22 protein-coding genes are annotated in these 26,500 nt (G+C 35.8%); 19 read left to right on the top strand and 3 right to left on the bottom strand.

The window, feature by feature from the left end; translation table 11 throughout:
• The 14 genes from rnpM to DKL58_RS05425 all read left to right on the top strand — a co-directional run bounded on the left by rnpM (position 1) and on the right by DKL58_RS05425 (position 16,375).
• A complete protein-coding gene (gene rnpM, locus DKL58_RS05490; RefSeq protein WP_109586395.1) occupies positions 1 to 297 on the top strand; it encodes an RNase P modulator RnpM in 297 nt (98 codons plus the stop codon).
• A gap of 2 nt (positions 298 to 299) precedes the next feature.
• Positions 300 to 611 carry a L7Ae/L30e/S12e/Gadd45 family ribosomal protein gene (locus tag DKL58_RS05485; RefSeq protein WP_109586394.1) on the top strand — a complete coding sequence of 104 codons (312 nt, stop codon included), beginning with the start codon at positions 300 to 302 and terminating at the stop codon, positions 609 to 611.
• A gap of 4 nt (positions 612 to 615) precedes the next feature.
• A complete protein-coding gene (gene infB / locus DKL58_RS05480) occupies positions 616 to 3,258 on the top strand; it encodes a translation initiation factor IF-2 (protein ID WP_109586393.1) in 2,643 nt (880 codons plus the stop codon).
• A 17-nt stretch (positions 3,259 to 3,275) separates the two neighbouring features.
• Positions 3,276 to 3,638, top strand: coding sequence for a ribosome-binding factor A (locus DKL58_RS05475; RefSeq protein ID WP_045928204.1), 363 nt, complete (start codon positions 3,276 to 3,278; stop codon positions 3,636 to 3,638).
• A 44-nt stretch (positions 3,639 to 3,682) separates the two neighbouring features.
• Entirely contained in the window at positions 3,683 to 4,576 is an 894-nt protein-coding gene (gene truB / locus DKL58_RS05470) for a tRNA pseudouridine(55) synthase TruB (protein WP_109586392.1), read from the top strand.
• Positions 4,577 to 4,594: 18 nt separating this feature from the next.
• Positions 4,595 to 5,527 carry a riboflavin biosynthesis protein RibF gene (ribF, locus tag DKL58_RS05465; protein WP_109586391.1) on the top strand — a complete coding sequence of 311 codons (933 nt, stop codon included), beginning with the start codon at positions 4,595 to 4,597 and terminating at the stop codon, positions 5,525 to 5,527.
• 132 nt (positions 5,528 to 5,659) lie between these two features.
• The gene (gene hrcA, locus DKL58_RS05460) at positions 5,660 to 6,709 is read left to right on the top strand and encodes a heat-inducible transcriptional repressor HrcA (RefSeq protein WP_109586390.1); all 1,050 of its coding nucleotides are present in this window, start codon (positions 5,660 to 5,662) and stop codon (positions 6,707 to 6,709) included.
• 12 nt (positions 6,710 to 6,721) lie between these two features.
• The gene (gene grpE, locus DKL58_RS05455) at positions 6,722 to 7,309 is read left to right on the top strand and encodes a nucleotide exchange factor GrpE (protein ID WP_045928200.1); all 588 of its coding nucleotides are present in this window, start codon (positions 6,722 to 6,724) and stop codon (positions 7,307 to 7,309) included.
• 18 nt (positions 7,310 to 7,327) lie between these two features.
• Positions 7,328 to 9,190 (top strand): molecular chaperone DnaK, encoded by a 1,863-nt coding sequence (gene dnaK, locus DKL58_RS05450; RefSeq protein ID WP_109586389.1) that lies wholly within the window; start codon positions 7,328 to 7,330, stop codon positions 9,188 to 9,190.
• Between the two features lie 78 nt (positions 9,191 to 9,268).
• The gene (gene dnaJ / locus DKL58_RS05445; RefSeq protein WP_109586388.1) at positions 9,269 to 10,411 is read left to right on the top strand and encodes a molecular chaperone DnaJ; all 1,143 of its coding nucleotides are present in this window, start codon (positions 9,269 to 9,271) and stop codon (positions 10,409 to 10,411) included.
• Positions 10,412 to 10,781: 370 nt separating this feature from the next.
• Positions 10,782 to 12,620, top strand: a complete 1,839-nt coding sequence (gene lepA, locus DKL58_RS05440; protein WP_109586387.1) for a translation elongation factor 4 — start codon at positions 10,782 to 10,784, stop codon at positions 12,618 to 12,620.
• A gap of 34 nt (positions 12,621 to 12,654) precedes the next feature.
• Positions 12,655 to 14,931: a single-stranded-DNA-specific exonuclease RecJ gene (recJ, locus tag DKL58_RS05435; RefSeq protein WP_109587011.1), complete on the top strand. Its 2,277-nt coding sequence runs from the start codon at positions 12,655 to 12,657 to the stop codon at positions 14,929 to 14,931.
• A gap of 100 nt (positions 14,932 to 15,031) precedes the next feature.
• Entirely contained in the window at positions 15,032 to 15,559 is a 528-nt protein-coding gene (locus tag DKL58_RS05430; protein WP_034979564.1) for an adenine phosphoribosyltransferase, read from the top strand.
• 297 nt (positions 15,560 to 15,856) lie between these two features.
• Complete coding sequence (locus tag DKL58_RS05425) at positions 15,857 to 16,375, top strand: GNAT family N-acetyltransferase (protein WP_109586386.1); 519 nt, start codon at positions 15,857 to 15,859, stop codon at positions 16,373 to 16,375.
• A gap of 397 nt (positions 16,376 to 16,772) precedes the next feature.
• On the opposite strand, the gene DKL58_RS05420 is transcribed toward DKL58_RS05425, so the two are convergent.
• Positions 16,773 to 19,046, bottom strand: a complete 2,274-nt coding sequence (locus DKL58_RS05420; RefSeq protein ID WP_109586385.1) for an HAD-IC family P-type ATPase — start codon at positions 19,044 to 19,046, stop codon at positions 16,773 to 16,775.
• Between the two features lie 224 nt (positions 19,047 to 19,270).
• On the opposite strand from DKL58_RS05420, the gene DKL58_RS05415 reads away from it, so the two are divergent.
• Together DKL58_RS05415 and DKL58_RS05410 are read left to right on the top strand one after the other, a co-directional pair.
• A complete protein-coding gene (locus DKL58_RS05415; RefSeq protein ID WP_109586384.1) occupies positions 19,271 to 19,600 on the top strand; it encodes a YxeA family protein in 330 nt (109 codons plus the stop codon).
• Between the two features lie 22 nt (positions 19,601 to 19,622).
• Entirely contained in the window at positions 19,623 to 19,958 is a 336-nt protein-coding gene (locus DKL58_RS05410) for a YxeA family protein (protein WP_109586383.1), read from the top strand.
• Positions 19,959 to 20,014: 56 nt separating this feature from the next.
• Here DKL58_RS05410 and eno read toward each other — a convergent pair whose 3' ends face one another.
• Positions 20,015 to 21,301 carry a phosphopyruvate hydratase gene (gene eno, locus DKL58_RS05405; protein WP_109586382.1) on the bottom strand — a complete coding sequence of 429 codons (1,287 nt, stop codon included), beginning with the start codon at positions 21,299 to 21,301 and terminating at the stop codon, positions 20,015 to 20,017.
• A gap of 244 nt (positions 21,302 to 21,545) precedes the next feature.
• On the opposite strand from eno, the gene DKL58_RS05400 reads away from it, so the two are divergent.
• Together DKL58_RS05400 and DKL58_RS05395 are read left to right on the top strand one after the other, a co-directional pair.
• Entirely contained in the window at positions 21,546 to 22,376 is an 831-nt protein-coding gene (locus tag DKL58_RS05400; protein WP_045928190.1) for a DegV family protein, read from the top strand.
• A 312-nt stretch (positions 22,377 to 22,688) separates the two neighbouring features.
• Positions 22,689 to 24,242, top strand: a complete 1,554-nt coding sequence (locus tag DKL58_RS05395) for an L-lactate permease (RefSeq protein ID WP_222711193.1) — start codon at positions 22,689 to 22,691, stop codon at positions 24,240 to 24,242.
• A gap of 65 nt (positions 24,243 to 24,307) precedes the next feature.
• Here the strand turns inward: DKL58_RS05395 and DKL58_RS05390 are convergent, their stop codons facing one another.
• Positions 24,308 to 24,883: a phosphatase PAP2 family protein gene (locus DKL58_RS05390; RefSeq protein ID WP_370448902.1), complete on the bottom strand. Its 576-nt coding sequence runs from the start codon at positions 24,881 to 24,883 to the stop codon at positions 24,308 to 24,310.
• 254 nt (positions 24,884 to 25,137) lie between these two features.
• Here DKL58_RS05390 and DKL58_RS05385 point away from each other — a divergent pair, with 254 nt between their 5' ends.
• Positions 25,138 to 26,058: a hypothetical protein gene (locus DKL58_RS05385; protein WP_109586381.1), complete on the top strand. Its 921-nt coding sequence runs from the start codon at positions 25,138 to 25,140 to the stop codon at positions 26,056 to 26,058.
• Positions 26,059 to 26,500: the final 442 nt, after the last annotated feature.

Raw genomic sequence — 26,500 nt, 5'->3', positions numbered from 1 at the left:
TTGAAAAAAAGAAAGATTCCAATGCGAAAAGATTTGTTAACTAATACTATGCAGCCCAAAAAAGAGTTGGTACGCATTGTAGTCGACAAAGAAAAGAATATTTCAGTTGATCCTACTGGTAAAAAACCTGGTAGGGGAGCATATGTTTCTCTTGATCCAAGTCAGATCAAAAGTGCTCAAGAGAAAGGCTTAATTGAGCGTAGTTTAGGAACTACAGTGCCTAAAGAGTTTTACCAAGAGCTTTACTCATATGTTGACCATCAAAAGGCAAGGAAAGAATTGTTTGGTGATAAATAAATTTGCAAAATAGACAAAAAGCACTAAATTTTTTGGGATTAAGTCAAAAAGCCGGAAAATTAGTTTCAGGCACTGAACTTGTTTCCATTGACGCAAAAGCCAAAAAGGTAAAACTAATTATTTTAGCCCAAGATAGTCATGCAGATACTACTGCAAAGATCTATAAAGTTGGGGAACAAAATAATATACTTGTTATTAACAAATTTACTAGTAATGAAATTTCTCAAGCGATCGGAAAAAAGCGAAAAGTTTTAGGAATTACTGACACTGGTTTCTGCAAAGCATTGTTACAAAAAATAGACGAAGGAGTGTGATTTGATGGCTAAAACAAGAATTTATGAATTGGCAAAAGAATTAGGCATCGATAATAAAACTGTGGTCAACAAGGCGAAGGACTTGGGACTTGATGTTAAAAATCATATGTCATCACTTGAGGATTCACAAGTAAATCAATTAAAAGATAGTTTCCGTAGCTCCGCTCCCGCGCAAAAGCAAGAGAAACCCGCAAAAAGGAGCAGTAAAATCAAAATTTCCGTTACCTCAATTCGTAAAAGCGAAAAAAAGCATGAGGAAAAAAATGGTAACAAGAACAACAAGAGAGGCAACAACTTTCACCGATCTAACAATAATAGATCAAGGCAGGCTCAAGATCGCTATAAGCAACGTACTAGCCCAAGTCAAAGGACTTCAAAGCCGGTAGCACAAGACTTATTAAAGCAATTGAAACAAAAACAGCGTGTTGATGAAAAGAAATTAAATCGTCAAAGTGAGATTGTCCAGAAGTCTTATGATGAAGACAAAACCACTGTCAAAAAATCTTCTGGAGAAGATAACAAGAATGTTTCAAAATCAGAAAATAAAGTTGTTAAAGTCGAGACTACAGCTCCTAAGGTAACTGGACCTAAAATAATTAAGCCTTCGCCAGCCAGAATGAAGAATACACAAAAGGCAAGTCCAGTTAATAAACCTAAAGCTTTAGATACAAATGCTGCACCTGAACCTGCAAAAGAAGAAAAGCGTCGTGGTAATGGTCACGGTCGCAATTCTGGTAAACCTGGCAGAAAAGGTAAAAATCAAACTTTTGGTACCAATGATTACTCAAAGCATCAAGAAAAGCGTAAACGCAAGAATAAGAAAAAGCAGTTCGAACAGGTACCAAAGAAACAGCCAACCCAGAGAAAAGAACGTCCGTTACCGGAAACACTGGTGTACGAAGTTGGTATGAATGCTCAAGATTTGGGCAAGTTGCTGCACCGTGAACCTGCTGAAATAGTTAAGAAACTATTTATGTTAGGTGTGATGACTAATCAAAATCAGTCACTTGATAAAGATGCAATAGAATTAGTTGCTGCTGAATATAATATCAATGCCAAAGAAAAAGTTCATGAAGATATATCTGATATTGATACTCTTTACGACAAGAGAATGGCAGCTTCTATGAAATCTAAGCATCAAATTAAGCGACCACCAGTTGTTACAATCATGGGTCACGTTGACCATGGTAAAACAACTTTGCTTGACCGATTGCGTCATACTCATGTTTCTGCTCATGAAGCTGGTGGTATTACACAGAAAATTGGTGCCTATCAGGTAAGAGTAGATAATAAGCCAATCACATTTTTAGATACGCCTGGACATGCGGCATTTTCTAACATGCGTGAACGTGGTGCTGAAATCACCGATATTGTTGTACTGGTTGTAGCTGCAGATGATGGAGTTATGCCACAAACTGTTGAAGCCATTGACCATGCTAAAAGTGCTAAGGTACCAATCATTGTCGCAATTAACAAAATGGATGTTCCTGGTGCAAACCCTGAGCATGTTACTGAACAGTTAATGAAATACAATTTGATTCCGGAAAATTATGGTGGTGACACTATTTTTGTAAACATTTCTGCCAAAACTGGTGAAAATGTTGATGAACTTTTACAAATGATTCTCTTACAAGCAGATGTCATGGAACTACAGGCGGATCCTACGCAAAAGGCAATTGGGACTGTTATTGAAGCTCGCCTTTCCCGTGGCCGTGGCCCAGTTGCTGACCTTTTGGTTCAACAAGGAACCCTAAAAGTAGGTGATCCTATTGTTGTCGGTAATCGCTTTGGTCGTGTCAGAGTGATGACTAATGATCGTGGACGCCAGGTAGAAAAAGCTACACCATCAATGCCAGTTGAAATTACTGGATTGAATGATGTGCCCGAGTCAGCCGATAAGATAGTTGTCTTTGATGATGAAAAGACTGCAAGAAGCGTTGGTGAACAAAGAGCACAACAGGCTTTACAACAATCTCGTGAAAATGTCCAACATGTTACTCTTGATAACTTGTTTGACACGATGAAAAAAGAAAACATGAAAGAAGTAGACGTTGTCTTAAAAGCAGATGTACAAGGTTCAGTAGAAGCTTTACAACAATCGCTTGAAAAGATAGAAGTCGAGGGCGTTCGTGTTAATATCATTCATGCGGGTGTAGGAGCAGTAAATGAATCGGATGTTACATTAGCCGGAGCTTCGAATGCCTTTATTATTGGCTTTAATGTCCGTCCAACCGCTACTGCTAAATCTCAAGCTGAAGCAGATGGAGTAGATATTCGACTATATAGTATTATTTACAAGGCAATTGATGATGTTAAAGCTGCTATGAAGGGTATGCTTGAACCAACTTATGAAGATAAAGTTGTTGGTAATCTGACTGTACGTGAAACTTGGAAAGTTTCTAAAGTTGGGACGATTGCTGGTGCATTTGTTGATTCCGGATACGTATCAAAAGATTCTGCAATCAATTTGATTCGTGATGGGGTTGTGATCTATACCGGAAAAGTTGCGTCACTCAAACGGTTTAAAGATGATGCTAAAATTGTTAAGCAAGGATTCGATTGCGGTTTAACCATTGAGGGCTATAATGACATCAAGATTGGTGACGAAATGGAAGCCGTAGAAAAACAGGAAGTTAAGCCTGAATAAATCAACTGGGAGAAAGCATGAAACACAGAATAGGTCGTGTTGAAGGAGAAATCCTCCGTGAATTAACGAAAATTTTACGAAAAAATATTCGTGATCCACGAGTTAATGATGTAACAATTACAGCGGTTGAATGTACAAATGACTTATCATATGCTACTGTTTATTACAGCATTCTTTCTGAAGATTCTAAAAAAGAAGAAGAAGCTGCTGCTGGTTTAAATAAAGCTAAGGGATTGATGAGGCATTTGTTGGGGCAAGTCCTAACTGTATATAAAGTACCAGAGTTGATTTTTAAACGAGATAATTCAGTTAAATATGGTAGTAAAATTGATCAGTTAATCGCTGAAGTAAAAAAGCAGGATGCAAATCGCAATAATTAAGAAAAGCGCTGTGAGGCGCTTTTTTCATGATTAGGTAATAAAAAATGTTAAATGGTATTTTAGTGATAGATAAGGATAAGGGCATGACAAGCGCAGACGTTGTCTATCATTTACGCAAAGCGCTGCATATTAAAAAAATAGGCCATGCTGGTACCCTAGATCCTGACGTTACGGGAGTGCTACCAATTGCAATTGGTCAGGCCACAAAATTGATTGAATTGATGCACGAGGAAAACAAAAAATATGTAGGTCAGGGAATTTTTGGCTTTGCCACTGATAGTTACGATATTAGTGGCAAAAAAACAGAATTTAAAAAAATAACTAGTAAAATTAAATACCATCAAATTCAAAAAGCTATGCAAGAGTTTGTGGGCAGTATAGAACAGGTACCACCTATTTATTCGGCCGTCCGAGTAAATGGCAAGCATTTATATGAATATGCGCGAGCAGGTATTAAAGTTGAAAGGCCAAAAAGACGGGTTGAAGTTTTTTCTTACGATCTTACAAATGAACCTGTTTTTGATAAAGAAAATGGTCAAGAAGTTTTTGATTTTAAAATTGAATGCAGCAAAGGAACCTATGTTCGCTCTTTAATAAATGATTTGGGAACAAACCTTGGTGTGCCAGCAGTAATGAAAAATTTGCGGCGCACTTCTAGTTCAGGCTTTGATATAGATCAAGCTGTTAAATTGAATGAAATTTCAGAAAATCCAGATATGGTAAATGAATTGCTTCAACCAATTGACTCTTTTTTTACTAATTATGCTCATGAGGATATTGATACAGATCTGTGGGCCAAAGTTAAAAATGGAGCAACGATTTCTCTGAAAACGAATGCAAAAAAAGTGGCATTAGGATACAATAATAGAGTTAAGGCAATTTATCAAAAAGATGGTACCATGTATCGCCCTTATTTAATGCTTTTACAAAATGAATAAGTGAATGAAGGTCTTATTATGGAAATTATCCATTTAACTTACCCGTTTAAGGAAAATATTATTCCACAAAAGATAATCCTTGCTTTAGGATTCTTTGACGGTGTTCATCGTGGTCATCAGGAATTAATCAAAATCGCAAAAGAAAAAGCAATTCAAAAGCATTTACCATTAGTAGTAATGACATTTGATCGACATCCTAAAGAAATTTATCAAAATAAAGAAGTCAGCTATATAGATACATTGTCTGAAAAAGCTTATAAGATGCAGGAACTAAAAGTTGATTTTTTGCTTGTGATGCATTTTAATGAGGCATTTAGCAAACTGACTGCACAGGAATTTGTAGATAAAATTATTGTTAAATTAAATGCTGATACAGTTGTAGCCGGCTTTGACTACACTTATGGTCCCAAAGAGATTGCCAATATGAAAAATTTCCCTAAGTTTGCTAAGGGAAGATTTGCTATTATTGATGTTCCAAAACAGTCTTATGATGGCCAAAAAATTGGCTCTACGGAAATAAAAAGGGCCATTACCAGTGGAAATATGGAATTGGCCACTAAATTATTAGGGTTTCCGTATGTCATGTCCGGTAAGGTCGGGCACGGTTTACGTAATGGCCATAAACTGGGTTTTCCTACAGCAAATCTAGTTTGGTCTCAAGACAAGGTGGTTCCTAAAATTGGAGTATACGCTACTAAAACCAAGATTAAAGGCAAGTGGTATGACTCAATGACAAGCGTGGGTTATAACGTAACTATTAATGAGGGTAAAAAGCTTTATATTGAATCGAATTTATTTGGATTTAATCAAGAAGCCTATGATGAAGAAATGGTAATTAAATGGTATAAGTATACTCGTGGCGAAATTAAATTTGATAACTTAAAAGAACTAAAAAAACAAATGAGTGGTGATGAGGCAGAAATCAAAGCTTATTTTGCCGGCATTGGTTAATTTCAATTTTAAAGGGGATAAGCGTTTTTTTGTAAAAAAGTTAGCACTCAACTTGACATTCTGCTAAAAGCTAGTATCATATTAATTGTTAGCACCTAATAAGTTTGAGTGCTAAAAGTGAGGGCGATATTTATGTTGACCGAACGTCAAGAATTAATTTTAAAAACAATTATCAATGATTTTACGCAGACACATGATCCTGTTGGGTCTAAAACAGTCATGAATCAGTTACCTATTAAAGTTTCAAGTGCAACTATTCGTAACGAAATGGCGGTTTTAGAAGAAAAAGGCTTGATTGAAAAAACTCATTTGTCAAGTGGTCGAGTACCTTCAACAGAAGGCTACCGTTACTATCTTGACAATTTAGTTGAGCCTTTACAGATTTCATCTTCTGTTTATAAAAGAATTATTAATCAGCTTGATCAGCCGTTTCATCAAGTTAACGACATCGTACAGGAAGCTGTTAAGATCTTATCTGACCTAACAAATTACACTGCATTTGCGGAGGGGCCTGAGAATAGTGATTTAACTATTACCGGATTTCGTATAGTACCTTTATTTGGCAGACAGATTATGGCTATTCTTGGTACCAGTGATGGCGATGTTCATGACCAGGTTTATAACTTACCATACAATATTCATGGTGATGACATTGAACGTGCCGTTCGTATGATTAACGATGAATTAGTAGGAAAGTCGCTAGATCAGGTTACACCTGAGTTTCTTAAGAAGACTTTAGGACAAAAGCTTAAAGCTGCTCATGTGTCTGAATTAATAGATTTAGTTGAAGATGTGATCAGTGATGCTGCCAGCGAGCAAATGTATGTCGATGGTCAGATTAATTTGCTCAATAATATTTCTTTGAGTGACGTTTCTAATTTGCGGTCATTATATGAAATGATTGAGCATAATGACTTAATTTCTAGTATTTTGGATAACAGGCAAAACTTAAAAAGTGACAGATATCCAGTTCGGGTAAGTCTAGGGTCTGAGTTATCAAATGATTTGTTAAAGGATTATAGTCTGCTTACGGCAGAGTACAGCGTTGGTCCTCACGGAAAGGGCATAATTGCTTTACTTGGCCCTGATAATATGCCGTATTCTCAAGTGATAGGATTGCTTGAATATTTCAGAAATGAGCTATCTAAAAAGTTGCTTGATTATTATGGTAGATTTAAATAAAGGAGGTTAGCCGTGAGTAAAGAAGAAATTAACAGTAAAAATTCAAAAAAAGAGCAAAAAGAATCAACTGAATCAAAAGAAGTTAAAAAGCATTCTCAAGCTAAGGCTAACGAAAAAAAGAAGTCCGAACCTTTGGAAAGCAAACTGCAACACAATTTGACCCAGTTGCAAAAAGAAAAAGATGATTTAGAAGATAAGTACTTGCGCAGTCAAGCTGAAATGCAAAATATGCAAAATCGCTACAATAATGAAAGAGCGCAACTTATTAAATATGAATCACAATCTTTAGCTAAAGATGTTTTGCCAGCAATGGATAATTTAGAAAGAGCTTTGGCAACAAAGGTTGATGATGAAGCATCAAAGCAGCTTAAAAAGGGAGTGCAAATGACACTTGATTCTCTGGTTAAAGCCATGAAAGATCATGGAATCAGTGAAATCACTGCTGAAGGTGTAAAGTTTGATCCTAATTTACACCAAGCTGTCCAAACAGTTGAAGCTGAAAATGAAGATCAAAAAGATCATGTTGTGCGGGTTTTGCAAAAAGGATACTTGTACAAAGATCGTACTTTAAGACCAGCGATGGTTGTTGTAGCACAATAATTGAAAGGAAGCATATCAATGTCAAAAGTTATCGGAATTGACCTCGGAACTACCAACTCGGCAGTTGCTGTTCTTGAAGGAAAAGAGCCAAAAATTATTACCAATCCAGAAGGAAACCGTACTACACCTTCAGTAGTTGCTTTCAAGGATGGAGAAATTCAAGTCGGTGAAGTCGCAAAGAGACAGGCTATTACTAATCCTAATACTATTTCTTCAATTAAGCGTCATATGGGTGAAGCTGATTATAAGGTCAAGATTGGTGATAAAGCATACACTCCTCAAGAAATTTCTGCCATGATTTTACAATATATCAAGAAATTCTCTGAAGATTATCTTGGTGAAAAGGTTACTGAAGCAGTCATTACAGTTCCTGCATACTTTAACGATGCTCAGCGTCAAGCTACTAAGGATGCCGGTAAAATTGCAGGCTTAGACGTTAAGAGAATAATTAACGAACCAACTGCATCTTCACTTGCATATGGTCTTGATAAAGATGCTGAAGATGAAAAAGTTCTGGTTTATGACCTTGGTGGTGGTACCTTTGATGTTTCTGTTTTGCAATTAGGTGACGGAGTCTTCCAAGTACTTTCAACTAACGGTGATACTCACCTTGGTGGCGATGACTTCGATAATAAAATTATTGATTGGTTGATCAAGAACTTTAAAGATGAAAATGGTGTTGACCTTTCTAAAGATAAAATGGCTTTACAAAGGTTAAAGGATGCCGCTGAAAAAGCTAAGAAAGATTTGTCTGGCGTGTCTTCAACTCATATTTCATTACCATTTATTTCTGCTGGTGAATCTGGACCATTACATTTGGAAGCTGATTTAACTAGAGCAAAATTTGACGAATTAACTGCTGATTTAGTTGATAAGACAAAGATTCCATTTGACAATGCATTGAAAGATGCTGAATTAACAGTTAATGACATTGATAAAGTTATTTTGAATGGTGGTTCAACCCGTATTCCTGCTGTTCAGGATGCAGTTAAGAAGTGGGCTGGTAAAGAGCCTGATCACTCAATTAACCCAGATGAAGCTGTTGCTTTAGGTGCAGCAATTCAAGGTGGAGTTATTTCTGGTGATGTTAAGGACGTAGTTTTACTTGATGTCACTCCTCTTTCTTTAGGTATTGAGACCATGGGTGGCGTATTTACTAAGTTAATTGAAAAGAATACGACAATTCCAACTTCAAAGAGTCAAATTTTCTCTACTGCTGCAGACAATCAACCGGCTGTTGATGTTCACGTTTTGCAAGGGGAGCGCCCAATGGCTGCTGACGATAAAACATTAGGTCGTTTTGAACTAACAGACATTCCTGCCGCTCCACGTGGTGTTCCTCAAATTCAAGTTACATTCGATATTGACAAAAACGGCATCGTTAATGTTTCTGCTAAAGATATGGGAACCGGTAAAGAACAAAAGATTACCATCAAGAGTTCATCCGGTTTATCTGACGAAGAAATCAAGAAGATGCAAAAAGAAGCTGAAGAACATGCTGAAGAGGATAAGAAGAAGAAAGAAGAAGTTGATCTTCGTAATGAAGTCGATCAATTAATCTTCTCAACTGAAAAGACTTTGAAGGATGTCAAAGGCAAGGTATCAGATGATGATACTAAGAAGGTTCAAGATGCACTTGATGCTTTGAAGAAGGCTCAAAAGGACAACAACTTGGATGAGATGAAGTCCAAGAAGGATGAATTGTCTAAAGTTGCCCAAGACTTAGCAGTCAAATTGTACCAAGCTAATGGTGGGGCTCAAGGTGCACAAGGACAGGCTGGACCTCAAGCAGGACCACAAAATCCTGGTTCCCAAGATGGCAATTCAGGTAGTGGTTCCGCAGGTGAAGGCGAGTTTCATAAGGTAGACCCAGATAAGTAAAGGGTTTATAATTGAATAAATTAGAAAAGAACTGCCAAAAAGTAGTTCTTTTCTTTTGTAAAGTTAAGGAGCTTATAGATGGCACAAGAAGATTACTATAGCGTTCTGGGTGTTGATCGCAATGCCAGTGATAAGGAAATTACCTCTGCTTATCGTAAACTTGCCAAAAAATACCACCCTGATTTAAATCATGAACCCGGTGCTGAAGAAAAGTATAAGAAGGTTAATGAAGCTTACGAAGTTTTGCATGACCAGCAAAAGAAAGCACAATATGACCAATTTGGTTCGGCCGGAGTCAATGGTCAGGGAGGCTTTGGCGGTGCAGGTCAAGGATATAGTGATTTTGGCGGCTTTGGTGATTTTGGTGATATTTTTAATGATTTCTTCGGTGGTGCAACAGGAGCAAATCAGCGTCGCGCCAACCCAACAGCACCAACTCGTGGTGAAGATCTAGACTATACTTTGTCAATTGATTTTATGGATGCAATCACGGGCAAGAAGACTCAGGTTTCATACACTCGGAGTGAAACATGTCCTACATGTAAAGGTAATGGTGCTGAAAAAGGAACGCATCCGATAACCTGTGATAAATGTAATGGTACTGGCTACATGACAATAACTCAAAAATCTATGTTGGGAGTTATTCGTCGTCAGACAGTTTGTGATAAATGTAACGGCAAAGGCGTAATTATCGAGCATCCTTGCCAAACTTGTCACGGCAAAGGCGTAATTGATGGCAAAAATACTATTGAAGTTAATATTCCTGCCGGAATAGATAATGGACAACAATTACGTTATGAAGGCCAGGGAGAAGCGGGTAAAAATGGTGGTCCTTATGGTGACCTTTATATCAGTTATCGTATTAAGCCATCAAAAGATTTCGAACGCAAAGGTACTACTATTTATACTACTGTTCCAATCTCCTTTGCCCAGGCAACTTTAGGCGATGAAATTAATGTTAAAACCGTGCATGGAGAAAAGAAATTAAAAATTCCTGCTGGTACACAGCCTAATAAAGAATTTACTTTGCGTGGCGAAGGTGTTCCATATTTGCGTGGCAATGGTAAAGGTGATCAAATAACCACTGTTCAAGTACAGATTCCAAAGTCAATCAATGAAAAGCAGAAACAGGCTTTGGTTGATTTTGTCAAAGCCGGTGGTGGGTCAATAACACCACAGGAAAAAGGATTCTTTGAGAGATTAAAAGAAAGATTGCAGTAAAAAATATGCTATTATTACTGTGAATGTTGGTCTGCAAAAATGGAGAATTATGATGTTGAGTTGCCCAAAAGGTTATAAATACTGGTGAAAGATTGATACTGACTTAATAATTAAATCCGATGATCCCTGCTGTGTAAAAAAGAAATCAAAAATTATTTGAGACTTTTCAATGAAAATGGAATGTCAGATAAAAATGGCATTATAAGATATTAGTAGTATTATTTGCAAATTGAACTAAAGGACTAATTCTTCAAGCTTGATGGGATTAGTCCTTTAATTTTGATAAAAAGTTTCTTTATCTTAATTAATTTTATAGGTGTTTGGGAATTTGTTATAATAATAAAGATAGAGTAAAGGGTGCAAATTATTTATGGACATAACAAAATTACAAGATTATCAGAAGCGTATTCGCAATTTTTCCATTGTAGCTCATATTGATCATGGTAAGTCTACGATTGCCGATCGAATTTTAGAGTTGACCGATACGGTATCTGAACGCCAATTAAAAAATCAGATGTTAGACGATATGCCGCTGGAACGCCAACGCGGCATCACCATCAAGATGAACTCAGTAGAAATTAAATATCATGCGCAAGATGGCGAAGACTACATTTTTCATTTAATTGATACCCCAGGACACGTGGATTTTTCTTATGAGGTTTCCCGTTCCTTAGCGGCTTGTGAAGGTGCATTGTTAGTTGTAGATGCTTCGCAAGGTGTGCAAGCACAAACTTTGGCAAATACATACTTAGCAATTGATGATGACTTAGAAATTTTGCCTGTTATAAATAAAATTGATCTGCCTTCAGCTAATCCGGAGCAGGCTAAAGAGGAAATCACAGAAATGTTGGGGTTAGATGCTTCCGACGCTGTTGAAGTTTCCGGTAAAACCGGGCAGGGAATTAAGGAGTTGCTTGAACGCATAGTTAAAGATATACCAGCTCCTAGTGGAGATCTCCAAGCACCGTTAAAAGCGTTGATTTTTGATTCAAAATATGATGACTATCGCGGTGTTGTTTTATCTGTGCGGATTGAAGAAGGTACCGTTAAACCCGGTGATAAAATAAAAATCATGAATACCGGTAAGGAATATGAAGTTACTGAAGTTGGAGTTTCCAGTCCACATCCGGTTAAAAAAGATATTCTAATTGCTGGGGATGTTGGTTACTTAACGGCTAACATCAAGTCCGTTCGTGAAACTCGTGTTGGTGATACTATCACTGCCGCAGAACATCCGACCGCGGAACCACTTCCCGGTTATCGTCAGATACCACCAATGGTTTATTCAGGTATGTATCCCGTAGACAATGGAAAATATGATGACCTTAAGGAAGCTTTACAAAAATTGCAGCTCAATGATGCTGCTTTAGAATTTGAACCTGAAACTTCAACTGCTTTAGGCTTTGGCTTTAGGTGCGGTTTTTTAGGTTTACTCCACATGGATGTGGTGCAGGAAAGACTTGAACAGGAATTTGACTTAGACTTGATTATGACTGCCCCTTCTGTTGATTATCATGCGATTATGAATGACGGCACAACCAAAGTGATTGATAATCCTTCTGATTTACCGTCTGCAGGTGAATATAAGGAAGTGCAGGAACCTTTTGTTAAAGCAGAAGTAATGGTTCCGAATGATTTTGTCGGTCCTGTGATGGAATTATGTCAACGTAAACGGGGCGAGTTTGTGACAATGGACTATCTAGACAAATATCGGGTTAACGTAATTTACAATATGCCGCTAGCCGAAATTATTTATGATTTTTTTGATGATTTGAAATCTTCCACTAAAGGTTATGCCTCACTTGATTATGAAATTACGGGTTATCGGGCAACTGATTTAGTTAAAATTGATATTCTGTTGAATAAACAAGTGGTTGATGCTCTTAGTTTCATTGCACATCGGGATGAAGCTCAAAATAGAGCAAGACAAATGACCTCAATGCTTAAGAAGTTAATTCCTAGGCAGAACTTTGAAGTTGATATTCAAGGGGCAATTGGAGCAAAAATTATTTCTCGTGCCACCGTAAAGCCTTATCGTAAAGACGTTACTTGGAAAATTCATACGGGTGATCCGGATAGAAGGGCAAAACTGCTGGAAAAGCAGAAGAGAGGTAAAAAACGCATGAAAGCTGTAGGTCATGTTGAAATTCCTCAAGATGCTTTTATGGCTGTTTTAAAAATGAATGATGATGACTTAAATTCAAAATAGAAAATAAATATAAAAAGGCTGAATTAAACATATGATTGAATGGCGTGAGCGTATAGGTGAAGAATTAGCTCCGGAATTGATTGAAAAGTATCAGCTTAGCCCGATTACGGCTAAGCTGCTTTCTTTGCGCGGGATAAATAGTGCGGAAAGAATAGATTATTGGTTTAATGCCACCGAAGATGACTTGGCTGATCCTTTTCTAATGCATGACATGAAAAAGGCAGTTAACAGAATTAATCAAGCAATTGATGCAGGAGAAAAAATAACGGTCTATGGAGATTACGATGCTGATGGTATTACTGCCACTACTATTATGGTGGAAACACTGGGCATTTTAGGTTCCGATGTTCATTTTTTCATTCCCGATCGTTTTAAAGATGGCTATGGACCAAATATTGAATCCTACAAGAAAATTGTAGCAGATGGGACTAAACTGATCATTACTGTAGATAACGGTATTACTGGAGTTGACGAGGTTGCTTTTGCCAAAAGTAAAGGTGTAGATACAATAATTACAGATCACCATAAATTTCAAGATAAAAATCCTGAAAGCTATGCGTTAGTGCATTGCAACTACCCTGGCCAAAAATATCCGTTTGATGATTATTGTGGTGCTGGAGTGGCCTATACTATTTGCCGAGCTTTAATGCAGGATTCAATGCCAGAATTATTGGAACTGGCAATGATTGGCACAATTGGAGATATGGTCAAGGTTTCCGGAGAAGGTCATATTATCGTTAAACGGGGTTTAAAAATGCTTAATGAGACTGAGCGGCCGGGACTAAGAGCTTTAATAAAAAAAGCAGGTTTACAATTAGGACATATTGATGAAACAGATGTTGGCTTTAACATTGCACCAAGATTGAATGCTGTAGGCAGACTGGATAATGCGAGTTTAGCCGTTGACTTACTATTATGTGAGACTGACGAAGAAGCTGAAAAAATAGCAGACAAGATTGAAGGTCTAAACGATGAACGTAAAAATTTAACAGCTGAAGTTTATCAATCTTGCGTTAATCAGATTAAAAATAATGGTTGGCAAAGAGATAAAACTTTAGTTTTATATAATCCCAAGTTTAATGAAGGGGTTTTGGGATTAGTTGCAAATAAATTAGTTGAGAAAACTCATAAGCCAACCATAGTCCTGACAAAGAATGAAGAGGGAATTATCAAAGGTTCGGGAAGGTCTGTAGATGGTTTTAATCTTTTTAACGCCTTAGAGCCTTTAAAGGATAGACTTTTTCTTAAATTCGGTGGTCACGATTTTGCGTGTGGCTTGTCTATGACTGAAAGCAAAATTTCCTCTTTACGCAAATCATTTAAAGATAGCTTTACAGGTACTTTTAATCAAAACATTCGCTATTATGATTGCGAACTACCTTTTTCTCATCTGGATTTGAAAATTATAGCTGATATCAAACAGGTTGGTCCTTTTGGAACTGATAATGTTAAACCCATTTTTAGTATTATTCATCCGAAAATTAACAGCTGTTTTTACATGGGTAAAGAGAAAAATCATATCAAATTAACAATTAGTAAAGACCATAATAAGGTTGATGTTGTAGGATTTAACAAGAAGTTCCTTACAAAAATTCTTTTGCCTTATGTAGATCAGTTGTTTATTGAGCTACAAGAAAATTGCTTTCGTAATCAGATAAAATTACAAGGCATTATAAAGGGAATCATTTTTGCTGCACCAAAATTAGCAGTTCCTGAGCCAGTGGTTGATTTGCGCAATGAAAAATATGTGATGGGTTTTGCAGACAGATATCTATTATTTGATAAAAGAAATAAGATCGCTGCTTCTAGTTTATTTGATATTGATCCCGCAAAAATTACATTGGTCAATGATTATGACAGTGAAGGTGAAGTAGCCGTCTTGCTTGATGTCCCTCGTAATCAAAAAGAACTGGATTTTGCGTTGAACAATAGTTACGAACAACTTTATTTACACTTTCTGATGGATCAACTGCCAGTCCAACATTTACCGCTAAAATCTGATTTTGAAATCTTGTTAAAATATGTATATTCTCACCCTGGTCTAACACTGCAAGATTACCGAAAGGTCGGTAAATTTATAAAATTAAATTACGACAATGTTCTCTTTATTTTACGTGTATTCTTTGAATTGAATTTTATTCAATTAGAAGATAATAAAATATTTGGTGTCAATAATCCTGTTAAAAATAAACTGACAAATTCGAAATATTATCAGGCTACAAAGTCACAGATTGCTTTTATAAATGAATTGCGACAAATGCCTAGTCAAAAATTACTAATGTACGTGAATGAGCAATTAAAGCAACATTAATTTTTCTCGCTTTTAATGCTTTTAAGCACAAAATTTGTTAGAATATAAAGGTCAAATAAGCTTTAGAAAGAAAGTTAAGTTTTTGGAGGTTTTTCTTCTTATGGCAAACGATTTTGAGAAACATATTGCAAGTGTAAAGGATTTTCCGAACAAAGGAATAATCTTTCGGGATATCACTCCTGTCCTACAAGATGGCAAATTGTTTCAGGCAGCTACACACAAGTTAGCTGAATATGTTAAAAGTAAAAATGCCGATATAATTGTTGGTCCCGAAGCGCGTGGGTTTATTGTTGGTTGTCCTGTGGCAACAGAATTAGGTATTGGTTTTGTGCCAGCTAGAAAACCACATAAATTGCCGAGGGAGGTTGAGCGTGCCTCTTATGACCTGGAATATGGTTCAAATAGTTTAGAAATTCATAAAGATGCTATTAAACCTGGCCAGCGTGTTGTAGTTTGTGATGACTTATTGGCTACAGCTGGAACTTTAAGGGCGTGCAAACAATTAATTGAAAACCTAGGTGGAGAGTTAGTTGGTTCTTGTTTTTATATTGAATTACCTGATTTAAAGGGAAAAGAAAAATTACCAGGACTTGACGTATTTTCTTTAGTTAAATACCATGGTGCTTAATATTTTTTAATTGGAACTTTAAGCCTCAAATTTTTAAAAGATAATAAATGTGCATGAAGTGCTCTTAATAGTTAGATTTTTGTAATCTGCTGCTAAGAGCATTTTTTCATGATTAAATATTACTTCATATATAAAAACAGCAAATGATTTAGATTTTAGCATAAAACTAAGATTCCAATAAAATAAAGCGCTTTCTGAAATATGAAAAAAACTTTGAATTTTGAGTTAAATTTTTTTACAAGATCATGGCAGATATATATAATGATACAGTATTTCAAAAAAGGAGAATAGAGTAATTTGCAATTAAGAAAAGCAACAATGGCCGATTTTGACCAAATTATCACTATTTTAAAAGATGGAGCTAATCAATTAGCTGAACATGGAGTCAATCAATGGCAAGGAGACTATCCCTCAAAAGGTCAGATTAAAGAAGACATTGCAAATGGCTGGGCCTTTTTAGCAGTTTCTGAGGATAAAGAAACTGTTGGTGCAATTGCTATAGTAGATGGACCTGACCATGTTTACGATCACTTAGACGGTACCTGGCTGTGCAATACAGATCGATATGTTGTTATTCATCGTGTGGCAATTCACTCTCAACATTCTGGTAAAGGTTATGCTACTAAACTTTTAAGAGCTGTAATTGATGAGATCAAAGCAAACCGTGACGATGTTGATTCAATCAGAATCGATACTCACGAAGATAATAAAGCAATGCAGCACTTGATTGCAAAAATGGGCTTTACAAAAGTTGGTCTTTTACATGGCGTTTATCGTCCCAATGAGATTTCATATGTGTATGAATTAAAAAAGTAAAAATAAAAGATTAAATGTTATTTAAATATACAGAAATACTGATTTGAAAGTAAAAAAATTAGACAAAATTGTTTACTTTGGTTATTTTAAGTATTAATATAAATATAACGAATGTAATTTAAAGCATTTGTTATAAACGTACAACCAGTGAAAGGGGGGATTCAAGGGTCAATTAGTAAAATGGTTATCTATCTTTACTATTGGCTCGCCTCTTATTAAATAATTAACTTTCCTGATTAATTTAACTATTTTTTCCTATTCTAAATTATTATACCAAATAGCATATACAAAACCTTTATACCGGTGTGATGGAAAAGTCAGGAACTCATCGGTAAACCTTAAAAAACCTGATTGCGGAAATTTCCGCAATCAGGTTTTTCTTTATTTAAATTTGAAATTAGCGATTCTTCATTATTGGTTGATAGAATAAATCAATAACAATTGCTGCTATCAATGCAATGGCAAAAGTAAGTAGTAGGTTCGTCCAGTTTATTTTTGTCATAGCTATACCAAATAATGCTAGAATCACAGTTAGTAGCACGTCTCCTAACTGTGTAAAACCAACGGCATTAGATGGGTAATCCTGCCAGAAGTATTTTTTTGTTCTGGTGATTAAAACAATAAACATAGCACTCAAAACCAGGTAAACATAAACCATCGTTGAGATAGTACCATGACTCCATCCGTGAGTATTAAGATAAGCAATAGCAGCAATACCAATAGCTGTCCAGCCGAAAGCTAATGAAAAAGCAATTTTAGCTAACTTAGCCATATTCCAGTTTTCTGGTTTATAAGTGATGTGAGTTCTATCAGTACCAATCATCATTGTCACCATGTTATTCATAATTGTGTAAATAACCATAGCGTTTAGCGCCATTGGAATATAATTGAAGAAAAGGTAGCCAAAAGTCAAAAGCATCGTTAATTGTGCAGTTCTTGCTAGCTTTGTTAAAGACCAGGTAGTCATTCTTTGATATACTCTATGTCCAGCATCAAGTATTTTTACTATCGAAGACAGACCGTCATTTAAAAGTACCATTTTACCAGATCGCTTGGCCACATCGGCAGCATTAGAGACCGCTATGCCAACCTCAGCTTGCTTTAGAGCAGGAGAATCATTTACGCCATCACCTGTCATACCTACAATATAACCTTTTTTCTGGAAGAATTTAACCATGCGCAATTTATCTTCTGGTAAAACATCCGCAATACCAGCCAATTTGCTGGTATCAGTCTGGTCAGTGAAATCACGAATAGAAATTACCTCACCTTGCAAGTCAACCTGCTTAGCGACTGCAATAGCAGTTTTCTGGTTATCACCAGTTAGCATAATCGGTTTTACTCCCCGTTTTCTGAGTTCTCCAAGAGCTTCTTTAGAGTCGGATCTTACCATATCTTGCAAAATGAAGACACCGGCTAACTTGTCGTCAATTAATAAAGCTACTGAACGTCCGGCACCAAAATCTATTTCTTTTGCCTTTTCGCTAGCGTCTTTATCAATTAGCGAAAGTTGTTTAAAGGAACCAAGTTTAATATTATGACCATCACAGTTTGCCATTGAATAGCCAGTGCTTGAAGTAAAAGGTGTGAAATCTGATGCAGACTTAATATTTAATCCCTGTTTTTTAACATATTCATCAATCGCAGTATCAATGAGTTTTTTGTTTCTTTGATCCGTAGCAGCTGATGCTAATGTTAAAACATCGTTATTATTCATTGAACTGAAATTAGTCCACTGACCCACCGCCGTTTTATTTTCCGTGATTGTTCCTGTTTTATCGAGCAAAATCAAATTAAGGTTTGCTGCATCTTGAATGCCGGTTAAATCAGAAGTTAATACTCCTTCTTTGCTTAAACGGGTTGCTTCAAACGAGTTAGAAAGAGCAAATGTAGAGGGCATTGCAACTGGTATTGAAGCAATAAACATCATTGCTAAAAATGGCAGCATGTTAATCAGATTATTTAGGTCACCACCCTTAAAGAAAGAAGCAATGACAATTACTAAGGTCAGAATTCCGTCAAGAATGCATAAATAGTAAATAATTTTAGTTAACAGTTGTTGCAGGTGACCTGGAGCTGCAGAATTATTAATTAAGTTGATTGTCTTACCGGAACGAGAATCAGCACCTGTAGCAGTGACGATTGCTAAACCATTGCCTTCTGTTACAGTCGTACCAGCATAAGCTGTATCTTGTGGATTTTTCCGCACTGTCCTTGCTTCACCTGTAATTGAACTCTCATCAGTTGAAATTTGTCCATCAATCAGTTTCACATCGGCGGCCAAAACATCACCAGCTTGCATACTGATTAAGTCACCAGGAACTAAATATTTTGAGTCGATATTCTGCCACTCCCCATCTCTTTGAACCGAAATAGTAGGAGTTAATTTGTGTGAAATATTATTCAGCACTCGCCTTGATTGCTTTTTCTTAGAAGCTCCATTCCAAGCAGCAAAAAGGAGCATTAAAAGCACAAATAACGATTGTATCCATTTTCCTAAGATACACTCTAAAAGTAGAGCAGCTTCAAGAATCCATGCTGATAAATTCCATAACTTTGATAAAAATTCTTTAAAAAAGTTGAATTGAGGTTCAGGAACCTCGTTTAATCCATTTTTCTGCAGAAGTTTATCTGCTTCTGCTTGACTTAAGCCAGTAATTTTTTCAGCCATAATTTTACTTCCTTAGTTATAAATACTTAATTTAAAGTAGCATAAAAATAAGACTTTTGCTAGCAAATTAAATATTATCATTTGCAAGTTTGTTTTAATTTTGTATTTAAAATAATTATAGAAAAGTGTAAAATAGGTATAGTAGTGTATTAGTACACCTGAATTTAAATATATCATTTTAAAAAATTCGAATTTATTCGCTTTTAATCTAGGAGGTGGAATTCATGTCAGTTAAAAGATTTATTGAGGCTTCACTATTAACGCTCACAGCTCTATTTTGTTTACCCTTTTTCGTTCACAATGAGATTATAGATTATTTTAACGTTGCGATTCCTGAAACATATAGTTATGCGCAGGTACCAAAAAATACGCAAAAGTATTTTAATGTTCAAGCCTATGATTCTAAAACCGGCAGAAAGCTTCCATACAAAATAAAAAAAGTAGGAGGCTATGATCCAAGCAGGAAATATATTAAGATTGTCCATAAGGGCCAGTATGTGAAAGAAATTAAATATGTTTCCAAAAAGGAATTTCAAAAGAAAGTTCATTCCTAAAAGTTAGATAAAAGGAGATACCATGTTCGAAAAATTTTTGGTTCCAGTTTATGTCTTTTTTCTGATTATAACTAACCAAATTCCATTAGATCATAATTCTTGGATTGATAGAGTTGATCCTGCTATTCCAGAAGTAATTAGTTATGCGCAGGTGCCAAAAAATACGCAAGATTATCTAAGCGTTCAGGCTTATAATCCTGATACTGGTAAGAAATTACCATATAAAATTGAAAGAGTAGGTGGTTTTGATCCAAGTAGACAATATATTAAGATCGACCACAAGGGACAGTACGTGAGAAAAATTGACTATATCTCCGAAAGTACTTACTTAAAAGCAATTAGTCAAAAAGACGACTAGCCATAAAAATAGCACAAAAAAAGCCTGCATTATTGCAGGCTTTTTGAGTTTAAAAACTAATCTTTGTCAACACTGTCTGGGAAAGTAGCTAGACGCTCGCCTTCACCAAGATCTTCTTCAATTTCGAGCAAACGGTTGTATTTTTCAACACGTTCAGAACGAGCAGGTGCACCAGTCTTAAGCTGACCACCGTTAACTGCAACTGCGAAGTCAGCGATAAATGTGTCACCAGTTTCACCTGAACGGTGAGAAATCATGGTGTTGTACCCGTTCTTACGTGAAAGACGGATAGTTTCCAAAGTTTCAGTAACAGTACCAATTTGGTTTAACTTAATCAATGAAGCGTTACCGGCACCTTCCTTAATAGCTTTAGTCAAAAGCTTAGGGTTAGTACAAATGAAGTCATCCAAAACAATTTGAATTCTGTCTTTGTGGCTTTGAGTAAACTTAATCATGCCGTCAACATCATTTTCATCGTATGGGTCTTCAATTGAAATTAATTCTGGGAATTCGTCAAGTAACTTGTCGTAATATTGAGCTAATTCTTCATCATTAAATACTTTGCCTTCAAAGTGGTACTTGCCGTCTTCTTTGTTGTAGAAGTAGGAAGCAGCACAGTCACAAGCAATGGCAATATCTTCACCAGGCTTGTAGCCAGCCTTAACGATAGCATCGTGTAAAGCTTGCAAAGCTTCTTCAGAGTTCTTCATATTAGGTGCGAAACCACCTTCATCACCAAGGCCAGTTTCGTAACCCATGTCTTCAAGAACTTTCTTCAAAGTATGGTAAGTGTTAACGATCTTTTCAAAACCATCGCGGAAAGAAGTCTTCTTAACTGGAGTGATCATGAATTCTTGCACGTCGATACCATTGTCAGCGTGCTCACCACCGTTAATAACGTTATGGAAAGTTTGTGGCATTTCAAGGTCAGTTCCGCCAAGGTATCTGTATAAAGGTTGGTGACTGTCTTTTGCTGCAGCAGCTGCAGTAGCCATTGATACGCCTAAAATAGCGTTAGCACCAAGCTCAGCCTTGTTAGGGGTGCCATCTAATTCGATCATTACACGGTCAATGTTTGCTTGATCATGTGGATCTAAACCCTTCAACGCTTTAGCAATTTTAGTATTTACGTTTTCAACGGCTTTGGAAACACCTTTACCGCCTACACGATTGCCACCATCACGTAATTCAACTGCTTCATTTTCACCAGTTGAAGCACCTGATGGAACTTCAGCTTTACCAACAACACCGTTTGATAAGGTTACAAAAGCCTCAACAGTTGGATTACCACGTGAATCATAGATTTCCAGTGCATGAACATTTTCAATGACTGATTTTAACATCTAAAAACCTCCTAAATAATAAATGCTGTACAAATTTTTATAAGTACATACATTAGTGGAGCACAAGCTCCATATCTACATCACAAATTTTAGCTTAAGTTTGTGATTATGTAAACATTTGTAACCGATTTCTAATGTTAAAAAATATTAAAAAAATTTTTATCGCTTTTTTCTGGTATTTGATTTATTATTTAGCTATATATTTTTTTGAATATATAGTTTATTTATATAAGGATACACAAATATGGATAAAGTAAAGTTAATAATAGACTCTGGCGCAAATGACAGAGCAAATGAAAATCTGACTGTTGTGCCATTAACTATGACAATTGCAGGAAAAGATTTTGTCGATGACGAAAATCTTGATATCAATGAATTCATTAGCAGCATGGAGAAAAATACGGAGGAGGGCAAAACTTCCTGTCCGAGCATTAATGAATGGCTTGAGGCCTTAAAAGGATCTGAATTTGCAATAATGATGACAATTACTAGTGGACTTAGTGGCAGCTTTTCATCTGCTTTTCAAGCTAAACAAATATATGAAAAAGATCATCCTGATAGCCATGTAATTGTGATTGATTCAAGGACTGCTGGCCCAGAGATTTCAGTTATTCTACAAGAAATTCGGAAATTGGTTAATAGCAAAACTCGTTTTGTAGATTTGGAACAAAAAATATCTGATTATAAGACACACACTCATTTGTTATTCGTATTAAAATCACTGCATAATTTAGCACTCAATGGGCGAGTTAATATGGCCGTGGCTAAAGTCGCTAAAGTTTTAAATATTGATGTAGTAGGTACTGCAAGTGAAGAGGGTAAGCTAGAGCCTTTAGCAAAAGTACGTGGAATAAAGCGTGCCTTTAAAGAAGTTCTGAAATTAATGAGTGAAATGAAATACAAGGGTGGTAATTTAATTATTGATCATTGTAAAAATGAAAAAGATGCTGAAAGTTTAAAAGCAAAAATTTTAGCACTTTATCCAGAAGCAGAGATCAAAATTCGCTCAATGAGGGGACTTTGCACGTTTTATGCCGAAGAAGGCAGTTTGATGGTTGGTTTTGACGATTTGTAATTTTGTGGCAAATAAAAAATTCCTTTTTTACACTTGTTCTCTATCTAACAGAATATAAAAAAAGGTGATTTAGCCCTAGCTTAATAAAGTTAGGACTATTTTTTTGTTGATTAATGAAAGCGCTTAAGTATAAAAGCTTGTGAAGTTAAATTCATCTTCAAAAGCGCATTACATAGTGCTATAATGAAATTAGATAGCGCTTACATCACAAACTCATATAGTGTTGTCTAATAAGTTTTATCAAGTTCTATGTTAGAAAGTGAGAGAAATTAATTTAGCACTTGTTAAATTGATTTCGTCGGAGGAATAAAAATGGATATACTTAAAACAGTTCTTGCGATCATCCCTATCGTTTGGCTGATACTTTCCTTGGGTGTTTTTCGCATTCGAGGAGATTTGTCGTGCTTAATCGGCTTTGCTTTATCAATAATTCTCAGTATTGTCGGTTTCCACTTTTCGTTTTCAAACAGTATTACTGCCGGAATTGATGGCATAATTATGGCTTTATGGCCAATAATTTATGTTATTATTTCCGCTCTGTTTATCTACAATATTAGTAGAAAATCAGGGGGAATGGATACAATAATGTCTATGTTAACTTCAATTACTAAGGATATGAGATTCTTAGTATTGATCTTAGCATGGGGATTAGGCGGATTTTTGGAAGCCATTGCCGGTTTCGGTACTGCGGTAGCGATCCCTGCAAGTATCCTAATTATGTTGGGTATGAGTCCTATTAAAGCAGCCGTGGTTTGTTTGGTAGCAAATACTGCTCCTACTGCTTTTGGTGCCGTTGGTTTGCCAGTAACAACTCTGGCTAAAGTAACAGGACTGGGAGTTACTGAATTAGGTTATTTAATTGCTATACAATTATTTGTTTTAATGATGATCGTTCCATTTGTTTTGGTCATGATGACTGAAGGTAAGGGACTTAAGTCATTTAAAGGAAAAGGTGTTTTAGTTTGCACCTTGGTAGCTGGTTTAACATTTGCAGTTCCGGAAATTTTCATTACTAAATATTTAGGCCCTGAACTACCATCAATTGTAGGTTCAATAGTTTGTCTGCTATGTTTAGTAATTATTATTAAGAAATACAGCAGCAAAGAAGAAGTTGCATCCGCTAGTGCTGAAAAGGACGATAAAGCTCCAATTTCAACTGCTGATAAAATTAAGGCTTGGGTACCATTTATTTTGGTATTTTGCTTTATCATTTTCACTTCATCAATGTTCCCAGCAATTCATAATGCATTGGCAAGTGTTAAAACCAGTTTCCACTTTTACAATGGTGCAAATGCCAAGCCAGTTGACATTGACTGGTTATCATCACCAGGTACTTTAATTCTACTGTCGAGTATCATTGGTGGTGCTATCCAAGGTTTGTCATTTAAGGAAATGTTTTCCGTTTTGACAAGTACGATCAAGCAATTGGTAAAAACAATTATCACTGTTTGTTCTATTGTGGGCCTATCCAAAGTAATGGGTTACAGCGGAATGATTGATGTCATTGCGGTTAGCCTCGTAACTTTAACTGGTGCCTTTTACCCAGTAATTTCACCAATCATTGGTGTTCTAGGTATCTTTATCACTGGTAGTGATACTTCAGCTAACGTTCTCTTTGGTGAATTGCAAGTACAAGCTGCCCACGCGCTGAAAGTAAGTCCATACTGGCTGGCGGCTGCTAACATGGTTGGTGCTACTGCTGGTAAGATGCTTTCACCACAGAACATCGCAATTGCTACAGGAGCTACTGGTCTTGAGGGTAAAGAAGGAGTTATTCTTAAGAAAGCTCTGCCCCATTGTGCATGGTACACTGCATTATTGTGTGTGATAGTGTTTGTGTTAGGAAAGATGCTTAGTTTCCTATAATTTAATTGTTAAAAAATTATCGATAAAGGAAAAAACAACCCTAAACCAAAAGTTTGGGGTTGTTTTTAAATAACCATTAAAAGTAATTGTTGAGATATACTAAAGCAAAAGACAGCTAGAGAAGTAGCCCCGATAATATCTGATGGAAAGTGGGCTTTAAGACTGATACGAGAAATGACGACCATTAGCCAAATTGCCAGCAAAATCCATAAAAGTCTATTACCTAATTGTCCTGCAAAAAGTCGCCAGATGATTAAAGCCATAACAGTACTTCCTAGGACATGACCACTTGGAAAACTATAGCCTTCTTCTAAATCTGAATGTAGGATTGGACGTTTTCTGCGCATCCATTTTTTTAAAAAGATACCAATCAGATCAGTAAAGCCTAAAGTAAATAATGCCCAAAAAGCAAGTAAATTTTCATTATTACTGATTAAAAAACTTGCCAGAAATACATCCAAAACAACTAAAAGTTTGGGATCGTTTATAAATGCAATAATCTGCCACCCGATTCCGTCGCGTCTTCTGATTAATTTATGATGAAGCCAGTGATCAAATAAATTGAAACGTCGTGAATTTCTGACATTAAAGATAAGTAGTATTAGTATTAGAGCAGACAATGTTGCTACCCAAAAGTTGATATTCAAATCGAATCCCTACCTATAATTACCTATAATTTATATTCGATTGTATTTTAACAGTAACAGGGCAAAGCATAGAAATTAAAATCTACTCTTGAGCAAAACTTAAGATTTGTAATTTAAAGGAAATTTAGAATTTGAGCTTTATTAAAATTAGTTTTAGCAAGGTAATTATTTTAAAAGAAAGCTTGACTTTAATTAAAACCAACTTAAAATTATTATTATCAAGTTAGGGCGTAATTTAGGGGGGAAAAATGAATAATAACCACACTTCTAAGCAAGAGACTGTGGGTGAAGCTGTACGTGATATTGCTCACCATGAACATAACTTTGCTTTAGCTGATAATTCTACTAACCATGTTGGTGATCTCGTTGTTTATGGCACCCTTTATCTTTTGACACTGTTACTTTCTGATATTTGGTTTGACTGGCTGTTTGTATTGTTAGCAGTTGTTGCAATCATTAGCGTAATACGTTATCAAAACTTCTTGCGACACAAGGTTGATTCTCAAAAAATGACTTCGTTTTTCGTAAATACTAGTATGATTTCAACTGGGGTGAGGTCTTTTGTAATCGGAAACGCACCATTACTAGCTCTTAGTATGCATACTCAGGGAAGATTTAACTTCTCTATTTCTTTGCTGGTTGGCTTAATTACTGCTTTGATTGGAACAACTTGTCAGTATCATTACCTAACTAATCATCAAGTCATCGACAGGCAAAAGGAATCAATAAGCAAGACCTGCAAAAAAGCTTTTGATTTTAGTATTAAAAGTTGCAAAAAAGGTTATGTCAACCAAGGCTTTTTCTTTGATATTGCGTGTGGTTTTGCGCTTTTGGCAAATCATTTTTCTTATAAAGAATTCATCTTAGTTAAATTTGAAGCTTGGCAATTTGTTTTAATTACTATTTTAATAGTATTGGGTACAGTTCTATTTCAAAGGTTTTTACACAATAAAGTTGTTACAAATAATATAAGTAAAGGCTTTAAGTGGGGTACTTTATTAATGACGGCTGCGCGCGGCTATCTGATAGCCATTGCACCATGGGTTGCAGTGTGTCTGTTCATGGATAATTCAATCAATTGGTTATCAGCAAACCTCTTAGGTATATTTGTTGCACTTATTGGAACTGGATTGCAATACAAATATTTACATAAATTCAGAGTCTCTTAAATGCAGAACTAAGTATGAATATATTTGACCATGAGGACACTGATACAAAGATAAGCCAGTAAAAGTAATTTCTTTTACTGGCTTTTTTAATATTGAGAGCAGATTTGCTTATAAAGTTCGATTCTATGAAGTTTTAGATAATTAGCTTAAAAAAGAGACGCCTTAGAAAATAAAATTAAATTTCCTTTAATGGACTAAACAATAAAAAAAGAAGAGACTGTAACTAAAATTTTTAATGATATTTTTCACAGTATCAATATTCAATACATGGGTTAAACTTGAATTTTTCTAAAAGCTGGTGTATTCTTACCGTTTTGTGCAACACTGTTCATCTATTTTAATAAAATAAACTTTGGAGAACCTAACTAGCATAATTGTTGCAATAATTATCCTAGTAACTTTAATGGTAGATGTTTTTATTTATCAATTTCTGTAAAAAAAG

Origin of the sequence: Lactobacillus kullabergensis (assembly GCF_003151025.1) — a bacterium.
Classification (GTDB): Bacteria; Bacillota; Bacilli; order Lactobacillales; family Lactobacillaceae; genus Lactobacillus; species Lactobacillus kullabergensis.
Note: the sequence above shows the minus strand (reverse complement) of the source record. Positions and strands in the feature narration are given on the sequence as shown.

Excerpts from the sequence above, each read along its gene's own strand:
- DKL58_RS05415 (WP_109586384.1), top strand. The coding sequence starts at position 19,271 with ATGTCAGTTAAAAGATTTATTGAGGCTTCACTATTAACGCTCACAGCT.
- lepA (WP_109586387.1), top strand. The coding sequence starts at position 10,782 with ATGGACATAACAAAATTACAAGATTATCAGAAGCGTATTCGCAATTTT.
- DKL58_RS05475 (WP_045928204.1), top strand. The coding sequence starts at position 3,276 with ATGAAACACAGAATAGGTCGTGTTGAAGGAGAAATCCTCCGTGAATTA.
- DKL58_RS05395 (WP_222711193.1), top strand. The coding sequence starts at position 22,689 with ATGGATATACTTAAAACAGTTCTTGCGATCATCCCTATCGTTTGGCTG.
- DKL58_RS05400 (WP_045928190.1), top strand. The coding sequence starts at position 21,546 with ATGGATAAAGTAAAGTTAATAATAGACTCTGGCGCAAATGACAGAGCA.
- truB (WP_109586392.1), top strand. The coding sequence starts at position 3,683 with ATGTTAAATGGTATTTTAGTGATAGATAAGGATAAGGGCATGACAAGC.
- ribF (WP_109586391.1), top strand. The coding sequence starts at position 4,595 with ATGGAAATTATCCATTTAACTTACCCGTTTAAGGAAAATATTATTCCA.
- DKL58_RS05420 (WP_109586385.1), bottom strand. The coding sequence starts at position 19,046 with ATGGCTGAAAAAATTACTGGCTTAAGTCAAGCAGAAGCAGATAAACTT.
- hrcA (WP_109586390.1), top strand. The coding sequence starts at position 5,660 with ATGTTGACCGAACGTCAAGAATTAATTTTAAAAACAATTATCAATGAT.
- DKL58_RS05385 (WP_109586381.1), top strand. The coding sequence starts at position 25,138 with ATGAATAATAACCACACTTCTAAGCAAGAGACTGTGGGTGAAGCTGTA.
- DKL58_RS05430 (WP_034979564.1), top strand. The coding sequence starts at position 15,032 with ATGGCAAACGATTTTGAGAAACATATTGCAAGTGTAAAGGATTTTCCG.
- dnaK (WP_109586389.1), top strand. The coding sequence starts at position 7,328 with ATGTCAAAAGTTATCGGAATTGACCTCGGAACTACCAACTCGGCAGTT.
- eno (WP_109586382.1), bottom strand. The coding sequence starts at position 21,301 with ATGTTAAAATCAGTCATTGAAAATGTTCATGCACTGGAAATCTATGAT.
- DKL58_RS05410 (WP_109586383.1), top strand. The coding sequence starts at position 19,623 with ATGTTCGAAAAATTTTTGGTTCCAGTTTATGTCTTTTTTCTGATTATA.
- dnaJ (WP_109586388.1), top strand. The coding sequence starts at position 9,269 with ATGGCACAAGAAGATTACTATAGCGTTCTGGGTGTTGATCGCAATGCC.
- infB (WP_109586393.1), top strand. The coding sequence starts at position 616 with ATGGCTAAAACAAGAATTTATGAATTGGCAAAAGAATTAGGCATCGAT.